General features: G+C 68.8%; 15 protein-coding genes. 6 read left to right on the top strand and 9 right to left on the bottom strand.

What is annotated here, in order from left to right; all coding sequences use genetic code 11:
* Positions 1-17: 17 nt before the first annotated feature.
* Positions 18-2987, bottom strand: a complete 2970-nt coding sequence (locus ACFORO_RS02935) for a UPF0182 family protein (RefSeq protein WP_377869640.1) — start codon at positions 2985-2987, stop codon at positions 18-20.
* A 166-nt stretch (positions 2988-3153) separates the two neighbouring features.
* On the opposite strand from ACFORO_RS02935, the gene ACFORO_RS02930 reads away from it, so the two are divergent.
* Positions 3154-3708, top strand: a complete 555-nt coding sequence (locus tag ACFORO_RS02930; RefSeq protein WP_344268864.1) for a PPA1309 family protein — start codon at positions 3154-3156, stop codon at positions 3706-3708.
* A 94-nt stretch (positions 3709-3802) separates the two neighbouring features.
* Here ACFORO_RS02930 and ACFORO_RS02925 read toward each other — a convergent pair whose 3' ends face one another.
* Positions 3803-4822, bottom strand: coding sequence for a YlbL family protein (locus ACFORO_RS02925; RefSeq protein ID WP_377869638.1), 1020 nt, complete (start codon positions 4820-4822; stop codon positions 3803-3805).
* Between the two features lie 191 nt (positions 4823-5013).
* Between ACFORO_RS02925 and ACFORO_RS02920 the strand changes: the two genes are divergently transcribed.
* Positions 5014-6438 carry a zinc-dependent metalloprotease gene (locus ACFORO_RS02920; RefSeq protein ID WP_377869369.1) on the top strand — a complete coding sequence of 475 codons (1425 nt, stop codon included), beginning with the start codon at positions 5014-5016 and terminating at the stop codon, positions 6436-6438.
* 570 nt (positions 6439-7008) lie between these two features.
* On the opposite strand, the gene ACFORO_RS02915 is transcribed toward ACFORO_RS02920, so the two are convergent.
* Positions 7009-7518, bottom strand: coding sequence for a M48 metallopeptidase family protein (locus tag ACFORO_RS02915; RefSeq protein ID WP_344268851.1), 510 nt, complete (start codon positions 7516-7518; stop codon positions 7009-7011).
* A gap of 216 nt (positions 7519-7734) precedes the next feature.
* Between ACFORO_RS02915 and ACFORO_RS02910 the strand changes: the two genes are divergently transcribed.
* The 3 genes from ACFORO_RS02910 to ACFORO_RS02900 all read left to right on the top strand — a co-directional run bounded on the left by ACFORO_RS02910 (position 7735) and on the right by ACFORO_RS02900 (position 11254).
* Complete coding sequence (locus tag ACFORO_RS02910) at positions 7735-8820, top strand: ThiF family adenylyltransferase (protein ID WP_354748385.1); 1086 nt, start codon at positions 7735-7737, stop codon at positions 8818-8820.
* A gap of 103 nt (positions 8821-8923) precedes the next feature.
* Positions 8924-10225: an ABC1 kinase family protein gene (locus ACFORO_RS02905; RefSeq protein ID WP_377869637.1), complete on the top strand. Its 1302-nt coding sequence runs from the start codon at positions 8924-8926 to the stop codon at positions 10223-10225.
* 246 nt (positions 10226-10471) lie between these two features.
* On the top strand, positions 10472-11254 hold the full coding sequence (locus ACFORO_RS02900) for a hypothetical protein (RefSeq protein ID WP_446681588.1): 783 nt from the start codon (positions 10472-10474) through the stop codon (positions 11252-11254).
* A gap of 429 nt (positions 11255-11683) precedes the next feature.
* On the opposite strand, the gene ACFORO_RS02895 is transcribed toward ACFORO_RS02900, so the two are convergent.
* The 5 genes from ACFORO_RS02895 to ACFORO_RS02875 all read right to left on the bottom strand — a co-directional run bounded on the left by ACFORO_RS02895 (position 11684) and on the right by ACFORO_RS02875 (position 16723).
* Positions 11684-11866, bottom strand: a complete 183-nt coding sequence (locus ACFORO_RS02895) for a hypothetical protein (protein WP_377869367.1) — start codon at positions 11864-11866, stop codon at positions 11684-11686.
* Positions 11863-12918 carry a class I SAM-dependent methyltransferase gene (locus ACFORO_RS02890; RefSeq protein ID WP_377869366.1) on the bottom strand — a complete coding sequence of 352 codons (1056 nt, stop codon included), beginning with the start codon at positions 12916-12918 and terminating at the stop codon, positions 11863-11865. Before ACFORO_RS02890 ends, ACFORO_RS02895 begins: the two co-directional genes overlap by 4 nt.
* Before the next feature lie 706 nt (positions 12919-13624).
* Positions 13625-13972: a WhiB family transcriptional regulator gene (locus ACFORO_RS02885; RefSeq protein ID WP_354748395.1), complete on the bottom strand. Its 348-nt coding sequence runs from the start codon at positions 13970-13972 to the stop codon at positions 13625-13627.
* Between the two features lie 153 nt (positions 13973-14125).
* The gene (locus tag ACFORO_RS02880) at positions 14126-14404 is read right to left on the bottom strand and encodes a hypothetical protein (RefSeq protein WP_377869365.1); all 279 of its coding nucleotides are present in this window, start codon (positions 14402-14404) and stop codon (positions 14126-14128) included.
* A 219-nt stretch (positions 14405-14623) separates the two neighbouring features.
* Positions 14624-16723: an ATP-dependent DNA helicase UvrD2 gene (locus tag ACFORO_RS02875; RefSeq protein WP_354748399.1), complete on the bottom strand. Its 2100-nt coding sequence runs from the start codon at positions 16721-16723 to the stop codon at positions 14624-14626.
* Between the two features lie 64 nt (positions 16724-16787).
* Here ACFORO_RS02875 and ACFORO_RS02870 point away from each other — a divergent pair, with 64 nt between their 5' ends.
* Positions 16788-17516 (top strand): DUF4191 domain-containing protein, encoded by a 729-nt coding sequence (locus ACFORO_RS02870; protein ID WP_354748401.1) that lies wholly within the window; start codon positions 16788-16790, stop codon positions 17514-17516.
* Between the two features lie 151 nt (positions 17517-17667).
* Here the strand turns inward: ACFORO_RS02870 and ACFORO_RS02865 are convergent, their stop codons facing one another.
* Entirely contained in the window at positions 17668-18156 is a 489-nt protein-coding gene (locus ACFORO_RS02865) for an RDD family protein (RefSeq protein ID WP_377869364.1), read from the bottom strand.
* Positions 18157-18231 lie beyond the last annotated feature (75 nt).

The following is an 18231-nucleotide window of genomic DNA, read 5'->3' as shown; positions in this document are numbered from 1 at the left end:
CCATTACGTAACCGAGGTCACCCGCCGGGCTGGGACGGCGGACCGCTGGAGGCGGGCGGGGTGGTCGGTTTGGCGGAGTTGTATTCCTTGGTCGCCGCGTCGAGAGCGGCGAGTGCCGCGCCTTGGTCGGTGAAGTTGCCGGACTGCTGTGCGGCCTTGAGTTTGGCGAGCGCGGCCTGGATGTCAGCGACGGCCTTGTCCATGGCCGGGTTGCTGCCGCCGGTGCTGGGCGGCGGCTGGGCGGTGCTGGACGTCGGCGGGGTCGTCGTGGTGCCGGGGTCGCCTTCCTTGGGCGTGGTGGCCGCCGCGCCGGTGCCCTTGCCGAAGACCTGGTCGAGCGCCTCGTTGAGGGTGGACGCGAAGCCGATCTTGGCTCCGTAGGAGACGAGCACGCGGGCCAGCTGCGGGTAGCTGAGCTGGTTGCGCTGGCGGATGTAGACGGGTTCGACGTAGAGGAACCCGTCGGCGACCGGCAGCGTGATCAGGTTGCCGTAAATGGGAATGACGTTGGGGTTGTTCAGCAATGTCCGGTCTTGGGCGACCCGGGGGTCGCTCTGGAACCGGTTTTGCACCTGGACGGGTCCGTCGACCTGGTTCGCCCCGCTGGCCGGCGGTAGTCGCAGGACGCGGATGGTGCCGTAGTCCTGCGGATCGGACGAGACGGACATCCAGGCGGAGAGGTACTGCCGTTGCAGACCGGTGAGCGCACTGGTCAGCTGGAAGGTCGGCCTGCCTTCGCCCGCCGCGTTGGCGAGGACGTAATAACCGGGCTGGTTGGCGACATTCGCGCCGGCCGTGGTGGAACTGCCGTCCTCGGTCGGGTCCTGCGGGACGCTCCAGAACGCCTGCTGCGCGTAGAACTCCTGCGGGCTGTCGACGTGGTAGCGGGCGAGCAGTTCGCGCTGGATCTTGAACAGGTCCTCGGGGTAGCGGAAGTGCGAGCGCAGTTCCGGCGAAATCTCCGAGCTGGGCTTCACGACGCCGGGGAAGACGTTCTCCCACGCCTTGAGGACGGGTTCGTTGTCGTCGATCGAGTACAGGTTGACGGTGCCGTCGAACGCGTCGACGGTCGCCTTCACCGAGTTGCGGATGTAGTTGATCGAGTTGTTCGCCTGTTTGGTGACTCCGTTGAGCGAGTCGTTGGTCGCCTCGCCGAGCTGCGTCTGCTGGGCGTACGGGTAGTTGTCGAGCGTGGTGTAGCCGTCGACGATCCACTGGATGCGGCCGTTGACCACCGCCGGATACGGGTCGCCGTCGAGGGTGAGCCACGGGGCGACCTTGGCGACGCGGTCGCGCGGTTCGCGGTTGTACATGATCTTCGAGCCGTCGCCGATGGCGTCGGAGAAGAGGATCTTCGGCTCGCGGTACTCGGCGGCGAACATCAGCCGGTTGAACCAGTTGTCGAGCGAGACGCCGCCCTTGCCCTGGTAGAGGTAGTCGCGCTTGGCATCGGTGTCGTACTCGCCGGGAGCCTTGCCCGGCGTGCCGCCGACGATCGCGTAGTCGGACTGGTTGGTGAGCTCGCCGTAGTAGATCCGCGGCTGGTCGACCTTGATCCCCGGCTGCCCGTTGACCGAGCCCGCGCCGGTCGGGTTCGTGGTGTCGCTCGTGGTGGCGATCGGGTAACCGCCGTCGGAGTTCGAATCCTTCACCGCACGGTCGATCGTGTTGGCGGGCGCGGCCACGAATCCGTTGCCGTGCGTGTAGACCATGTGCTTGTTGATCCAGTTGGTCTGGTTGCCGCTCAGCCCGTCGGTCTTCATTTCCTTGGCGGCCACGATGTAGTCCTGCATCGTGCCGCCGATGTTGTACCGGTCGATGTCCAGCTTGGACGGGAAGCCGTAGAAGTTCTCGCGGCCGACTCGCTGGGTGAAGGTGTCGCTGAGGATGTTCGGATCGAGCAGCCGGATGTTGGAGACCGTGCCGGTGTCGGCCTTCACCGCGTCCGCCGTGGTTTCGGTCTTGCCCGGGTACTGCTCGTACTTCACGTTGCCGAGTCCGTACGCCGCGCGCGTCGCGTCCATGTTGCGCTGGATCGACGGCGCTTCCTTCTCGTTGGCGTTCGGCTTGACCGAGAACTGGTCGAGGATCGCCGGCCAGGCGACGCCGACCAGCACGCCGGAGAGGATCAGCAGGACCAGCGAAATCGCCGGCAGCTGCAGATTCCGCAGGAACGCGCCCGCGAAGAACGCGATCGCGCAGATCACCGAAATGCACAGCAGGATCAGCTTCGCCGGGAGCACCGCGTTGAGGTCGGTGTAGGTGGCGCCGTTGAACAGCGGCATGTTCCGGTCGGACAGCAGCAGGTTGTACCGGTCGAAGAAGTACTCGACCGCCTTCAGCAGCACGAAGAGCCCGACCGTGATGGCGAGCTGCGCGCGGGTCGGTCCGGCCAGCTGGCCGCCGCGGCCGGCGAGCCGGATGCCGCCGAAGATGTAGTGCGCGATCAGCGCGCCGAAGAACGAGACGACGACGGTGACGAACAGCCAGCCGAGCAGCCAGTTCACGAACGGCAGGGTGAAGGCGTAGAAACCGAGGTCGATTTTGAACTCGGGATCCGTCTGGCCGAACGAGGTGCCGTTGAGGAACAGCTGGATCGTCTGCCAGTCCCCGGTCGCCGACGCGCCGGAGATGACGCCGGTGAGCACCGGGATGCCGATGCCGAACAGCCGGATCCGGCTGACGATCACCGAGCGGTAGCGCGACAGCGGGTCGTCGCGGCCGGACACCGGCACGAACACCGGCCTGGTCCGGTACGCGATCAGCAGGCTGACCGCCAGCGCGCCGCCGACCAGCAGCCCTACCGCGAGGAAGAGCACGATGCGGGTGACCAGCTGCGTGGTGAACACCGAACGCGCCTGCAGTTCGCCGAACCACAGCCAGTCCACGTAGGTGTCGAGCAACCGGACGCCGGCCAGCAGGGCCAGCACGATCACCGCGGCGATGATGAGAAGGATCCGGCTGCGCCGGGACAGCTTCAGGCTCACCGGGGGCCGAGTCGCCACGGCAATGCTCCTGTCTTCGTGAACATGTTCGCCGGGGACAGCTGTGTCCCCGTGACCTCTAACTCTACGGACGGTGCCCCGAGTTCCCGGGACCACCCAAACCGGGCACGTACGGCGCGTCGCGAGGACGCCTGACACGATGGTCGCCATGCCACCGAGTGAGCCGTCTGCCGCCCACCCTGTCGCCGGGCTGGCCCGGGAAGTCGAAGAGTTCGTCGCCGCCGCGGGCTGGAACCAGCCGCCGCAGTTGTTCGCGCTGGTGCCGACCGCCGCGCTGCTGGACGAACAGCCCGAGCTGGCCGGTCAGCTCGACCGCGCGAACCCGCTGACCCCGGTGGCCCAGGAGGCCCTGCCGGACGGCGATCTCGCCGAATCGCTCGGCCGGATCGCGTGGCCGGACATCGTGGTCGGCTGCGCGCTGGCGCAGGAGATCATCGTGCTGCCCCCGGACGTCGAGGCGGAACTCGAAGGAATCGCCGAGGCGGACGCCGAAAGCCTCCGCCGCGCCGCAGCGGACCACCCGCGCCGCACCGAGGCGCGGCTCGTGGCCGCCGTCCTGCGCGAAGGCGACGCGGCTTGCGTGATGCGGCTGCGCGGCGTCCAGCCGGGCGACGAGGACGAGAACGCGGTCGACGAACTGGTGGAAAGCCCGGATCTCGCGCCGAATCTCGTGGACGCGCTGAAGACGACCCTGCAGCCCTGATTCACCGGCTGCTGCTTCCGTTAAATCCGTGAAGGGCCCCTTGAGGGAATCAGATTCCCTCAAGGGGCCCTTCACGGACTTGCTCGAGTGCCGCTCAGCAGTGCTCGACCGGGCGGCCGGCCTTCAGGTTGTCCAGCTGCTTGAGCGCGTCGTCCAGCGTCGACACCTTGATGAGGTTGAGCCCTTCCGGCGCGGCCGATTTGGCCTCGGCGCAGTTGTGCTCGGGGACGAGGAAGTCGGTCGCGCCCGCTTCCTTCGCGCCGACGACCTTGAACGAGATCCCGCCGATCGGCCCGACCTGGCCGGTCTCGCTGATCTCGCCGGTGCCCGCGATGTGCCTGCCGCCCGCGAGGTCGCTGCCCGGTTTCCCGGGCGGGGTGAGCCGGTCGATGATCGCGAGGGTGAACATCAGGCCCGCCGAGGGGCCGCCGACGTCCTGCAGCGAGATGTCGACGGAGAACGGCGCGACCGCGCGGTCGACGGCGGTCAGCCCGAGGAAGCCCTGGGTGCGGTCCTCGCGCTGGGCGAGCGTGACCGGCACGGTGCGCTCCGGCTGGCCGAGGTGCTGGAAGGTGACCTGGACGCTGTCGCCCGGCTTGGTGTTGACGATCGAGGCGGCGACCTCGGCGGCCTCGCGCACCTGCTTGCCGTTGACCGCGATGAGCTTGTCGCCGGGGGCGAGGATGTGGTCGGCCGGACTGCCGGACACGATCTGCTTCGCGACGACCTGCACCGGGTAGCCGAGGTGGCGCAGCGCGGCGACCTGGGCGTTGCTCTGCGAGTTCTGCAGCTGCTGGATGTTCTCCTGCTTGACCTGCTCGTTGGTCTCGCCGGGCTTGTAGTACTCCTCGCGCGGCGCGAGCGCGTAGCGGCCGCTGGCCCAGAGGCCGAGCGCGGTGAAGAGGTTGATGCCGTCGTTGAGCGAGACGGTGGTCATCCGCAGTTCGCCGCTGGTGCCGTAGGTCTGCTGTCCCTTGACCTGGATCACCGGGCTGCCCGCGGCGTCGCGGCCGAGGGTGTCGTAGGTGGGCCCGGGGCTGATCGCGACATACGGCACCTGGACCAGGAACCCGGCCACGACGAACACCAGGAACAGCACGCCGCTGACCAGCATCGTCCATCCGCGGCGGGTCATCCGCCGGTCGCTGCGGGCCGGCGCGCGCGACGGCTCGGCGCGGCGGGACTGGTTCGCGGTGTCCTCGTCCGGTTTTGTCACGAGCGACAGCGTACGGTGACTGTGTTCGCTTCCCGGTGAAGGCCACGGTTGACGCGCTGAGCCGGGTCGTACCCGCGTACGGTGGAGCTATGAGCAATCCCCCGTTCGGCTTCGGACCGCCCGATCCCGACAAGCGAGGCGACAACGACCCCTCGAACCCGGGCCAGCCCGGCGGAGCCGAGGCGTTCAACCAGCTCGGGCAGATGCTGAGCCAGCTGGGCCAGATGCTGAGCCAGGCGGGCTCGTCGAGCGGGCCGGTCAACTACGACCTGGCGAAGCAGATCGCACTCCAGAACCTGAGCGGACGGGACGACGGCAAGATCGGCTTCGCGTCCGAGGGCGGCGATTCCTCGACGGCCGTGCGCGACGCCGCGCACCTGGCGGAACTGTGGCTCGACGCGGCGACGATCCTCCCCGCGGGCGCGACGACCACCGTGTCGTGGTCCGCGCGCACCTGGGTCGAGAAGACGCTGCCGACCTGGCAGCGGCTGTGCGATCCGGTGGCGCAGCAGGTGTCCGGCGCGTGGATGCAGGCGCTGCCCGAAGAGGCCAAGCAGGCGGCCGGTCCGCTGCTGTCGATGATGGGCCAGATGGGCGGCATGGCCTTCGGGTCCCAGCTCGGCAACGCGCTGGCGCAGCTCGCGCAGGAAGTCCTCACGTCGACCGAGGTCGGCCTGCCGCTCGGCGAGGCCACCACGTCGGCGCTGCTCCCGGCGAACATCGAGAAGTTCACTGAGGGTTTGGAGCTGCCCGCCAGCGAGGTGCTGGTCTTCCTGGCCGCGCGCGAGGCCGCGCACCAGCGGTTGTTCGCACACGTGCCGTGGCTGCGGCAGCGCCTGCTCGCGACAGTCGAGGAGTTCGCCCGCGGCATCACTGTCGATACCTCCGCGCTGGAGTCCCTGGCCGGAAGCATCGACCCGGCGAACCCGGCGAGCATCGAAGAAGCGATGTCGTCCGGTCTGTTGGAGCCCCAGACCACTCCCGAGCAGCAGGCCGCCCTGAAGCGCCTGGAAACCCTGCTGGCGCTGGTGGAAGGCTGGGTGGACGTGGTGGTGGCCGAGGCCATCGGCGACCGTCTTCCCGGAGCCGAGGCCCTGCGCGAAACGCTGCGCCGCCGCCGTGCGACCGGCGGCCCCGCCGAGCAGACCTTCGCGACCCTGGTGGGTCTGGAACTGCGCCCGCGCCGGATGCGCGCCGCGTCGTCCTTGTGGAAGCTCGTCGAAGACCGCCACGGCATCGAAAAACGCGATGGCCTGTGGTCCCACCCGGACCTCATGCCGACCGCCGAGGACCTGGACGAGCCCCTGGACTTCGCCGACCGCATGGCCGAACCGCACGCTCTCGCCTCGGACCTGGACCCGATCGCCGAGCTGGAGCGTACGGAGAAGGCCGAGCGCGAGGCCCGCGAAGCCAAGTCGGCCGCCGAAGATGGCGGTGAGGCTAAGGATTCCGACACAGCCTCTGGCGACAAGGGCGACGAGACCCCGAAGGACGAGGGGAACCCGCCTTCCTAGGGCCTCTCAGCTACCCCGCCCGCGCGGACCGTCTCACCTGAGCTGAGACGGTCCGCGCGGCGTTTGTATTGCCAGCACTCCGCTCCGCACCCAACACTCGCCCTCGCTGGTTCCTTCACACCATCGATCACGGCGCGCCAGGCGACCGCTCCGCACCCAACACTCGCCCTCGCTGGCTCCTCCACACCATCGATCACGGCGCGCCGGGCGACCGCTCCGCACCCAACACCCGCCCGCGCTGGCTCCTCCACACCATCGATCACGGCGCGCCAGGCGACAGCCAAGACCTCGACGTTCGAGCCTTCCCACTCGGCCGCCCCGCTCACGACTTGAGACACCGCCGCTGACTTGTCTCCGGCCAGGCCGCCTCAGCCGCCTGGTCCCCGCGCTCAGGATCGCCTTGCCCTTCTCCCGGCTGCGATCAGCCGTCCGCGCAATCCTCCCCCGAATTCCTTCGCTCCACCGCAGCTGGCCACGAACTCCGTCCGGCCACGCCGTCCGCCCTCCAGAACCCTCCGAAACCAGCGTCCACCGGCTCTCCAACGCGGCCGAGCAGCCGCAGCCACCCCCTCAGTCCTCCTCCGAAATCCCCCACCCAGCCGCCGCCGAAAGCCCCTCCAGGTACCCGATCGCCCGTTCCGTCTTCGGATACCGGTTGACCAGCGTCCAGAACGCCGCGTCGTGCCCCGGCTCCTTCAGGTGCGCCAGCTCGTGGATCAGCACGTAATCCAGCACCCACTGCGGCACCCGCTGGAGCCGGTCGCTGACCCGGATGGTCGCGTCCACCGGCGTGCACGACGCCCACCGGGTGCGCATCGGCGGCACCCACCGCACGCTGGCCGGCAGCGCTTTCCCGTCCAGGTACTTCGCCCCGAGCAGGGCGCAGCGCGCCAGCAACGCCGCGTCCGACGCCTTGGGCGGCGCCGCCTTCCGTCCTCCCGAGCGCAGCAGCCTGCGCTCCATCTCCGCGACCCAGTGTTTCTCTTCCTCGCGGGTCATCCGGGCCGGGATGAGGACCACCAGGGTGTCCTCGTTCCAGTACGCGGTGACCGTCCGGTGCCTGCGCTGGCTGCGCCGCACCTCGACCTTGTGTTGAGAAGTGTCCGACGGGGCCTTCTCGCCCCTGCCTCTCAGTGAGGGCATCCGTGCTTCGACCACTCGACAACGGTAAGGCTCAGCACCGACAACTTGGAGCGCCGAAAGGTCACAGCCCTGAGTTGTCCACAAGTAGATTTCCCTGTGGACAACTCGGCTTCTCACCCGCGAGTGGCGTTCCGGAGCTGCCAAGCTGGCCGCATGACCCTGTCCAGTGTTCCGCCGCCGGACGTGCTCCTCCCGGCGTATCCGACGTTGCTTCCGGGCATCCACGTGCTCGAACGCGACGGCAACGAGATCCAGTTCGGCCTCGACCCCCGCCACGGCATCATCGCCAACGGCCTGCCCGCTCCGATCGTCGACAGCGTCCGCAGGCTCGACGGACGGCGTGGGCTCGAGGACATCCTGCTCGCTGTAGGCGAACACCGGGACCAGTTCCATCTGCTGCTGAAACAGCTGGCCGCACTCGGTTTGGTCACCGAAGCGGCGAAGAAGAGCGCGAAACGGGTCGAGACCGGGTTGTGGTCGCTGCGAGCCCGGCACTATCAGCCAGCGCTCACGGACCGTCGCTGGCAAAGCCTCATCGCGGTCCACGGCAGCGGACGGATCGCCGTGGCGGTCGCCGCGCTGCTCGCGGCGTCCGGAGTCGGGCACCTCGACATCCGTGCGTCCGGCAGGGTCAACGAAGCCGACCTCGGTTCCGGGTTCACGCCGGCTGAGCTGGGCCAGCCCAGGCAACGCGCGATCCGGACCGTCGTCGCCCGGGTCGCGCCCGACGTCACCACCGCCCGGAACCAGCGCCGCCTCCCTGACCTCGTGCTGCTCACCGACACGCTCGTCCCGCCGCCGGAAGAAGTGGCCGAGCTGGTCGACTCGGCCACCTCGCACCTGCCGGTCCGGGTGTGGGAGGGCACGGGCATCGTCGGCCCGCTCGTGGTGCCTGGCCGCAGCGCCTGCCTCCGCTGCTGTGACCTGCATCGGACCGATGCTGATCTGTCGTGGCCAAGGATCGCGACGCAGCTGGTCGGCCGGATTCCACGGGCTGATCTGGGTGCCGTCCACGCCTGCGCCTCGCTCGCCGTAGCGCAGGCGATGCGGCTGCTCTCGCCGAGCGAAACCCCGCCGCCTGCCTGGAACGCCACGTTGGAGATCGACAACTTCGACGGAAAGTTGCACCGCAAGGACTGGGAGCCACATCCGGACTGCGGTTGCGGAGCGCCCGTACCGGTCGAGGAAGGCCCCTTACCGGCGGAGGAGGCTCCCGAGGAGGTGCTGCAAGAGACGTAGGCCACACCTAGGTGGCGTCAGCAGGCTGCGAGCGTCGTGCTCATCAAGGCAGAATCGCAGGGTGACCGACTTTCGCGACCGAACCGGAGACCGCGATTCCGCCATGCCGCGTCGCGGCGCTGCCCGTACCGCGAAGCTGGCGAGCCTCCCGCTCGGCATCGCCGGACGAGCCGTGGGCGGCTGGGGCAAGCGGCTGGCCGGGCAGAGCGCTGAGCAGGTGAGCGCGACGCTCTCGGCCAAGGCCGCGGAGCAGCTGTTCGAGGTGCTGGGCACGCTCAAGGGCGGCGCGATGAAGTTCGGGCAGGCGCTGAGCGTCTTCGAGGCCGCGGTACCGGACGACATGGCGCAGCCGTATCGGGAAGCGCTCACGAAGCTGCAGTCGGCCGCGCCGCCGATGCCTGCCCGGCAGACCCATCGCGTGCTCGCCGAGCAGCTGGGCCGGTCCTGGGTCGGACGGTTCTCGCACTTCGACGACGAGCCGGCCGCCGCGGCGAGCATCGGTCAGGTGCACCGCGCGACCTGGCACGACGGTCGCGAGGTGGCGGTCAAGGTCCAGTACCCGGGCGCGGACGAGGCGCTGCGCAGCGACCTGCGCCAGTTGCAGCGCTTCAGCAGGCTGTTCCAGGCTTTTGTGCCCGGCACCGACGTGAAACCGCTTCTCATGGAGCTGGCCGAGCGGATGGACGAGGAACTCGACTACCTCGCCGAAGCCGACAACCAGCGCGCGTTCGCGAAGGCGTTCGAGGGCGACCCCGAATTCCTGATCCCGCGCGTCGTGGCGAGCGCGCCGAAGGTGGTGGTCAGCGAGTGGGCCACCGGCACCCCGCTGGCCAAGATCATCTCGGACGGCGATCCGGCCACCCGCAACCTCGCCGGGCGGCTTCTCGCGGAGTTCCACTACTCGTCGCCGGCGCGGGCGAATCTCCTGCACTCCGACCCGCACCCCGGCAACTTCATGCTGACCGGCGACGGCAGGCTGTGCGTGATCGACTTCGGCGGCGTCGCGAAGCTGCCGCACGGAATTCCGCGGCACCTGGGCGAAATCACGCGACTCGCCTTGGACGGCCACTCCGACGACCTGATGCGGCTGCTGCGCGAAAACGGTTTCGTGCGCGCGGATTCGTCCCTGGAAGCGGACGAGGTGCTTGCCTATCTCGCGCCGTTCACCGAGCCGCTGGCCGAGCCGACGTTCCACTTCACGCGCCGCTGGATGCAACGGCAAGCGGGCCGCGTCGGCGACTCCCGCGGCAACGACTTCCACGTCGGCCGCGCGCTGAACCTGCCGCCGGAGTACCTGATGATCCACCGGGTCACGGCAGGATCGACGGGCATCCTCTGCCAGCTCGACGCCGAGATCCCGGCTCGCGGCATCGTGGAACGGTGGCAGCCGGGGTTCGCCGCCTGAGTTGTCCACAAGCCGAGGCGACCACGCCGAGTTGTCCACAGATTGCGCAGGGTGGTTTCGCTGAGTTGATCAAGCCGTCATTCTCGAGGTATGACGACTACGACAAGCACAGACTCCCTCGCTTTCGGTGACTTGGTCTCGCACGGAGTTCTCCACCGACGGCACCTGCGCGTCGCGGGAATTTCGGATCGAAGAGCCGCACAGCTTTCCGGCCCGGGCGGACCGTGGCGACAGGTGTACTCCGGCGTGTACCTCGTGCACGACAAACCTCCGAGCCGAGAAGAACTCCTGCACGCGGCCGTTGCCCGGTACGGTCCCGGAACCGTCGTCACCGGCACAGATGCGTTGTGCGCACACGGAATCAGCCATCCGCGGACCGCAGAGATCCATCTTTTGGTACCGCACAACCGAAGGCCAGCCAACGAACCGAGCGTCATCACGTACCGAACCGCCCGAATGCCCGAAGCGATCCTGATCGACGGCTTGCCCTACGCGAGCGCCGCCCGCGCAGCTCTCGACCTCGCCCGGCGGGAAAACGATCCGGACGAGATCGCAAGGCTGGTCTCGCTGCCGCTGTATTGGGGCTTAGCGGATCGCGCCGAGCTCACCCGCGAACTGGACAACGGAAACCAGCGCGGCTCAGCAGCCGTGCGCACAGTCCTGCGCAGCCTCGACGACCAAGAAACCTTCGCGCACGGACAAGCACTCCGTGTCCTCCAACGAACACCGCTGCCCACCCCACAATGGAACGTCGCAGTCTGCGACCGCCGCGGCCGACGACTCGGTACCGCAGATGCGTGGTGGGACGAAATCGGCCTCGCCTGGCGCTACCGCACTGCAGCGGGCCCCGAAGACTTCAGCCACCTAGCACTGGCCGCGACCGGCACCGTGTTGTTTCGGTGTACCCCACGCCAACTCCGGGATTCACCGGAAGAGATGAGCACCGAGCTTCTCAACGCCTACCGCCATGCGGCGCGCACTCCTCGCCCGAAAGTGCGCGCTGTCTACAAGACAGGAAATGCCGCATGACCCAAACCTGATGCACAGGAGGGACAATGCGGCACTGCTGTCAGCCGCTCGGCAGGCAATGTGTCCTGGACGCCCCGGCGTGGCCACTCGTTCACCGGTACCCGGAGGCAACTTACTTCGGTTCACGCCCGAGGCGAGTGGCAGCGCTCGACATGCTGGAAATTAATGCGCGCGCAACCCCAGTCGCCGGTATTCGTCGAACAGCTTGCCGTTGACCTACCGAAACTCGCTGCGTCCAACCCAGAGCACCGGTATCCGGCGGACAGGCTTCCGTCGACCGACCGAAACTAGCTGAGCCCGACCCGGGCACCGATATTCGCCGAACAGCCTGCCACCGACCTACTGAAAACTGGCTCGTCCTAGCCAGGGCACCGATATTCGCTCAACAGGCCGATACTGACCGTCCGAATCTGGCTGCCCGCGATCCGGTCACCAGTATTCGTCCGGCAGCTTGCCTTCGATGTCCCGGACGTGGTTGCGCGCGCAGTCCGGACAGAGCCAGCGCTGCTCGCCGTTTTCCTTGGTGCTGACCCAGGCCAAGGTCGCGAGCGGGTCAGTTTCGGCAGCACGTGCTCGACCGCACCAGGAGCACGTCGGGCCGGGCGCGGTCACGATCGACGTCCGTGGTGCACGGTGCGCGCGCCGAGCAGGAAGAGGTCGCGACGTTTGCCGAGGTAATGGGAGCTGTCCGGATCGAGCAAAGAAGCCAGCGTCGCACGGTCTTCGTCCGCGAGATGGTCGGCACCGTGCGTCGCGAGACGGGAAAGGTGGTGGTGCACATAGTCAGTGAGACCGTCCGGGCCAGGTGCGGGGTGGTCCACCAATGCGCTGAACGAGCTGACGTCAGCGAGCCCGGCCCGTTCGAGCGCGACTGTCCAGCCGTAGGGCATCGGCACGGCGCCGTCGATGCCCTCGCGCATCCCGACGAACCACTCAGCCTGCGCGGCCTGCAACCGGTCCTCCAGGCCGGGCCGTCCGACTCCGAGATCCCAAGGGAGGCAAGAAAAAGACAACCCGCCCTCAGCGAGAGCGACCACGCCGCCAGCCCGCGCGACAGCCGCAAGCGTGCCGATCGCGGCCTGCTGGTCCGGAAGGTGATGCACAACGCGCGACGCCCACACGAGATCCGCGGCGGGAAGCAAGTCAGGCAAGGCACTGTCGGCAAGATCGGCGACGATCGCCCGAACCTCGACTGTCGGTGCCCTGCTTCCGGTCGCAGCGGTGTGGTTGCTCGAGACCTCACTGCCCGAGCCTCCAGCGGCAGCGGTGTGGTTGCTCGAACCCGCGTCGGACGTGCGGTGGTCCCCGTCCCCATCGGTCGCGACATGGCCTCCACGTTCGGGCGGGAAGGCTGGGTTGTCTGCGCGATTGTTCTGCGCTGCATCGGCGGCGGCGAGGACGGCGCGTTCGGCCTCGTGGAGAAGCTCGGGAGTCGCGTCGACCAGGATGATTGTGCCGCCGTGCTGGGTGGCCAGGGCTTGGGCGAAGTGGGTGCTCATCCCGCCCGCGCCGCAGCCCAGGTCGATCACCGTCGGGTTGGCGGGCAGTTTCGCGACCAGGCGGGCTGCGATGGCGGCCTGCGCGGGGGCGTCGAGGGTGTCGGCTGCGCGGAGGAGGACCAGCCGGTCAGCCCAGTCGATGTGGTCGTGCGTATGTCCGGACACTGGCTCATTGAACACCCGTCCCCGGGCGAGAACGAGCCTGGAAGGTCCCCCCGACGGGCCTTCCAGGCTCATTCCCGCGAAGTGATCAGCGACGGGATTGGTCGCGCGGACGCCTGCCCCTCCCCTTGGGCAGAGCGTCGCTTCCCCGTTCCCGAAAACCGATACCGGTTGCTCGTGGCCGAGCCGGTTGGGCAAGGCGAATCACGCCGACGGCCTGGTTCACAGCCGGATGATCGGGCGACGGAACCGGATCCACGCTGCCTGAGATGAGCCGGGCAGCGCGAATCGGCTCGGAGGCGGGATCAAAGCCCGGGCGGCCGACGCTCGCCAGCAGGATTGGAGGCAATCCTGCTGGCGGGCATCGGCTTCCGGACGGTCCCAGACAAAGAGGCAGGTCAGGTGAGTCCAGCTGAAGCCGGACCCACCTCACCGGACCGAGCTGGGGTCTAGCTGGGTGGTTGGAATCGCTCCGCTCGGCTGGTCGCCCAGCGGGCTACTCGCGACCAGCGGCGCGCGGCTCGCGCTCGGCGCCATGGACGTTGGATTTCATGTTCGGTTATCAGGTCGCGTATTCGCGCTCGGGACAGTTCTTCGTGAAGCAACATCTTCGTGGTCTCCTGAGACTTGTTCTGCTTGGGTTTCGGCTGCACACGGACCGGTTTTCCGGTGCGGGCCTCGAAATCGCGCGTGGTGATGAGGTCGACGGTCATGCGGCGGCGCTCCGGGCCGCGGCGACGGGTTCGAGGGCTGCGTTCTTGCGCGGACGGCCACGGGGCCGCTTGCGCGCGATCACCGCACCGCGCTCGAAGATCTCCCCTCCCCAGACACCCCACGGCTCACGCCGGGCGAGTGCTCCCGCGAGGCAGGCCTCGCGGACCGGGCAGCCGGCGCAGAACGCCTTGGCCCGCTCGAGTTCCGCGGGCGATTCGGCGAACCAGAGGTCCGCGTCGCGCGAGCGGCAGGGGAGTTCGGGCTCAGCGACCCCGTCGAGCAGGTCGCCGATGTCGAACCCTTCGGCTAAGGGGCCCTCGGCGAGGGCGATGGCGGCAGACATATCCGTGCTCCTTTGCGATTCGGTGGTGGTGTGGCGGTGGGCGATCGAACTGGACAACTTGTTCCTTCTTGTTGTGCAGCCAAAAAAACACGAAGGCCGCGGATCCGGTTACCGGTTCCGCGGCCTTCGTGAGCCTTGAGTCCTGACGTCAGGTCAGGAACTTCGCTCCCGTATCGACAACGGAACACGGAACTGCTTGATGGTCGGCAGATCGACATCAACCTGCGGGTACGCGGCAACAACGGCCGCGGTCGCGAGAGTGATGCCGGCCGGGGCCCCGTTGCGCTCGATGCGACGCAATCCGTCACTGTGACGACGCGTTCCGTCGATGTGCGCGAACGTGGACACACCGGTGCCCTGGCGCGGGGCGGCGACGGTCGTGCAGACAGGCAGACCAGTGCCAGGGATCGTGTGCATCAGATTGCTGATCATTTCACCGGCACCGCCTTTCTCTGTCGGACTGCGCCGCGTGAAGCGGCAACCGTCGTGTTCTTGTTCTTCCCCAGACCGGGCCTTCTTCTCGCCCGGGTGCCTACGCAGGCTATGCGCCCCGGCACAGCCGGGGCAACTTATTTTCCCAAATCTCTGCCGAAGAGACGAAGATCGCCCCCTAGCAGCAGGTTCGCCGCATCGATCACCGCGAAGACGCGGTCAAGATCGCATCGACGAGCGGACCACGTCGAGCACTTCCGCGCCGAACCGTTCCAGCTTCGTCGCGCCGATCCCGGAGATCGACACCAGCGCGCCGTCGTCGGTCGGCCGTTGCTCGGCGATCGCCATCAGCGTCGCGTCAGTGAACACGACGAAGGCCGGGACCTTCAACTCCCGCGAACGCTCCCCGCGCCACGTCTTCAGCTTCTCCAGCAAATCCTCATCCACTGTGGACGGGCATTTCCCGCACCGCCCCAGCTTGACCTCCATGGTCTGCACCAGCGGACCGCCGCACAGCCGGCAGCGCGCGACGTTCGACCCGGGCTTCGACACCTGCTGCGAACGGGCGATGCGCGCCGCCGGGTGGTCCTCCGGGATCAGCCCGTACAGGAACCGCGACCGGCGCCGGTTGCGTCCCCGGCCCTGTCCGCGCGAGAGCGACCACGACAGCGACAGATGTTCTCGAGCCCGCGTCACCCCGACGTAGAACAGCCGCCGTTCTTCTTCGATCGCGGCGTCGTCGCCGTCCGCATGCAGGATCGGCATGGTGCCCTCGGACAGCCCGACGAGGAACACTGCGTCCCACTCGAGCCCCTTCGCCGCGTGCAGTGACGCGAGCGTGACGCCTTCGACCGTCGGCGGGTGCTGCGCCGCCGCGCGCTGTTCGAGCTCCGCGACGAAGCGCGGCAGGTCCGCGTCCTCGACCGATGCCGCCAGCTCCTCGGCCAGCTCCACCAGCGCGAGCAGCGCGTCCCACCGCTCCTTCGCCGCTCCCCCTGACGGCGGTTGCTCGGTGAGCCCGACCCGCGCGAGCACCGAGCGCACCGCGGTGACCAGCTCGAGCGAGGTCGGTTCCATCGACGCCGTGCGCAGCGCCGCCATCGCCTGCCGCACCTCGGTGCGCTGGAAGAACCGCTCGCCGCCGCGGACCAGGTACGGGATCCCGGCTTCGGTGAGCGCCTGCTCGTAGGCCTCCGACTGCGCGTTGACCCGGAACAGCACCGCGATCTCGCTCGCTGACACGTCCGCGTCGAGCAGTTCGCGGATCCGCCGCGCGACCGCGCTGGCTTCGGCGGCCTCGTCCTCGTACTCGGCGAACTGAGGTTCCGGACCCTCCGGCCGCTGTCCGATGAGCTTCAGCCGCGAACCGGCCGGACGTCCGCGCGCGGCGCCGATCACGCGGTTCGCCAGCGCGACGACCTGTGGCGTGGACCGATAGTCGCGTTCCAAGCGCACGACGGTCGCCTCCGGGAACCGCCGCGTGAATTCCAGCAGCGACTTCGGCGAGGCGCCGCCGAAGGAGTAGATGGTCTGGTTGGCGTCGCCGACGACGGTGAGGTCGTCTCGGCCGCCGAGCCACGCGTCGAGCAGCCGCTGCTGCAACGGCGTGACGTCCTGGTACTCGTCGACCACGAAGCAGCGGTACCGATCGCGGAACTCGGCCGCGACCGCCTCGTGCTTCTCCAGCACCGCGGTGGTCTGCAGGAGCAGGTCGTCGAAGTCGAGGACCTGCGCGTTCGTCTTCAGCTCCTCGTACCAGCGGTAGACCTCGGCGACCTGCGCGACCGGCGCGGGAGTGTCGCGCTGCGTCCGCGCGGCGACCGAGGGGTAGTCGTCCGGCGACACGAGCGACGCCTTGCTCCACTCGATCTCGCTCGCCAGGTCGCGCAGCACCTCGGTCTCGGTGCTCAGCCGGACGCGCTGGGCGGCCTGTGCGACGAGCCGGAACTTGTTGTCGATCAGGTCCCAGGGCCGGTCGCCGACGACCCGCGGCCAGAAGTAGCGGAGCTGACGGCGGGCGGCGGCGTGGAACGTCAGCGCCTGCGCCGCGTCGACCCCGAGGCCGCGCAGCCGGGTGCGCATCTCCCCCGCGGCGCGCGTCGTGAAGGTGACCGCCAGTACTTGCCCCGGCGAGACGTGGCCCGATTGCACCAGGTGGGCGATGCGGTGCGTGATCGTCCGGGTTTTGCCGGTGCCCGCGCCGGCGAGGACGCACACGGGACCGCGGGGGGCCGCCGCGGCGGCTCGCTGCTCGGGATCAAGCCCGTCGAGCAGGCCTTGGCGGCTCTGCCGGCTCTGGGGAGACGATGCGATGGCCACCCCGCGATCCTCGCAGAGGGGGCCGACGGATTCCCGGCCGGGCACGCGGCCGTATCCTGGTCATATGGCGGGCAAGCAGGACAAGGAAGCGGCCAAGCAGGCCAAGCGGGAAAAGCGCGCTGCGAGCAAGGCCCGGCGCGGCCAGCTGTTCGAGGCGTTCAAGATGCAGCGCCGCGAAGACCCGATGCTCATCCCCTGGATGGTCGGTTCGATCGTGGTGGTCGCCGGTGTGCTGTTCGGCATCGGGTTCATCTTCAATATCCAGTGGACGCTGCTGCCGCTGGGCGTCGTGCTCGGCATCCTGCTCGCCGTGATCATCTTCGGCAGGCGCGTGCAGCGCACGGTCTACGGGAAGGCCGACGGCCAGCCCGGCGCGGCCGCCTGGGCGCTGGAGAACCTGCGCGGGAAGTGGAAGGTCACGCCGACCGTCGCCGCGACGACCCAGCTCGACGCCGTCCACCGCGTGCTCGGCCACCCCGGCGTGATCCTCGTGGCGGAGGGCGCTCCGCACCGGGTGAAGAACCTGCTCGCGCAGGAGAAGAAGCGCGTGTCCCGGCTGGTGGGCGACACCCCGATCTACGACGTCACGATCGGCCACGAGGACAAGCAGGTTCCGCTCAAGAAGCTGCAGTCGCACCTGACGAAGCTGCCGCGCAACCTCAAGCCGGCCCAGGTCGACGCCCTCGAAGCGAAGCTGGCCGCCCTCGGCTCGCGCGGCGCGGCGATGCCGAAGGGGCCGATGCCCGCGGGCGCGAAGATGCGGAACGTGCAGCGCACCATCCGCCGTCGCTGACGCTGCTTGCTGACGAAGAACCCCCGGTCCGAGGCGGCCGGGGGTTCTTCGCGTTCGAAGCAGCGCGGCGCGGGACCGGCGCGAGGTTGTTGTCCGTGAAGGGCTCCTTGAGGGAATCAGATTCCTTCAAGGAGCCCTTCACGGACCAGCGTCAACGCATCCGGATGACGACGGTGTTGGTGGCGCGGTCGAGCCAGTTGCGGCCGTCGGCGTTGCGCACCAGCGGCGGGAGCAGCAGCGCGGTCAGCACCATCCGCACCAGCGCGCGCCACGCGCCGACCATCGTCGCGCCGTCCAGGCGGGCCACCCGGATGCCCAGGACCGCCATGCCGGGCGTGAAGCCGAAGAACGTCACCGGGACGACCGTGATGACCGCCCAGACCGCGCCCGCCCAGAGGTTGAACGTCTGCATCGCGGCGGCGTTCTGCAGGTCGTAGCGCACGAACAGGGCCGTGATCAGGGACGCGAGCACCAGGTCGACGACCAGCGCGAGGAAGCGCGGGCCGCCGCCGGCCACCGCGCCCACGCCGGTTTCGGGCAGGCCCATCGACTCGCCGCGCCACTTCGGGGCCTCGCGCGGGCCCGCCGCGGTGGAGCCGTCGCCGGTGCCCGGCAGCCATTCGCCCGTCCATCTCGCCACCCGTCCAGGGTATGCCGGTGGCGCGGACCACATCCGGCCTGGTCGACTGGGCAGTGGCGGCGACCCGTTAACACC

It is taken from the genome of Amycolatopsis halotolerans (genome assembly GCF_042647905.1).
GTDB lineage: Bacteria > Actinomycetota > Actinomycetes > Mycobacteriales > Pseudonocardiaceae > Amycolatopsis > Amycolatopsis halotolerans.
This window is presented reverse-complemented; position numbering and strand designations above follow the sequence as displayed.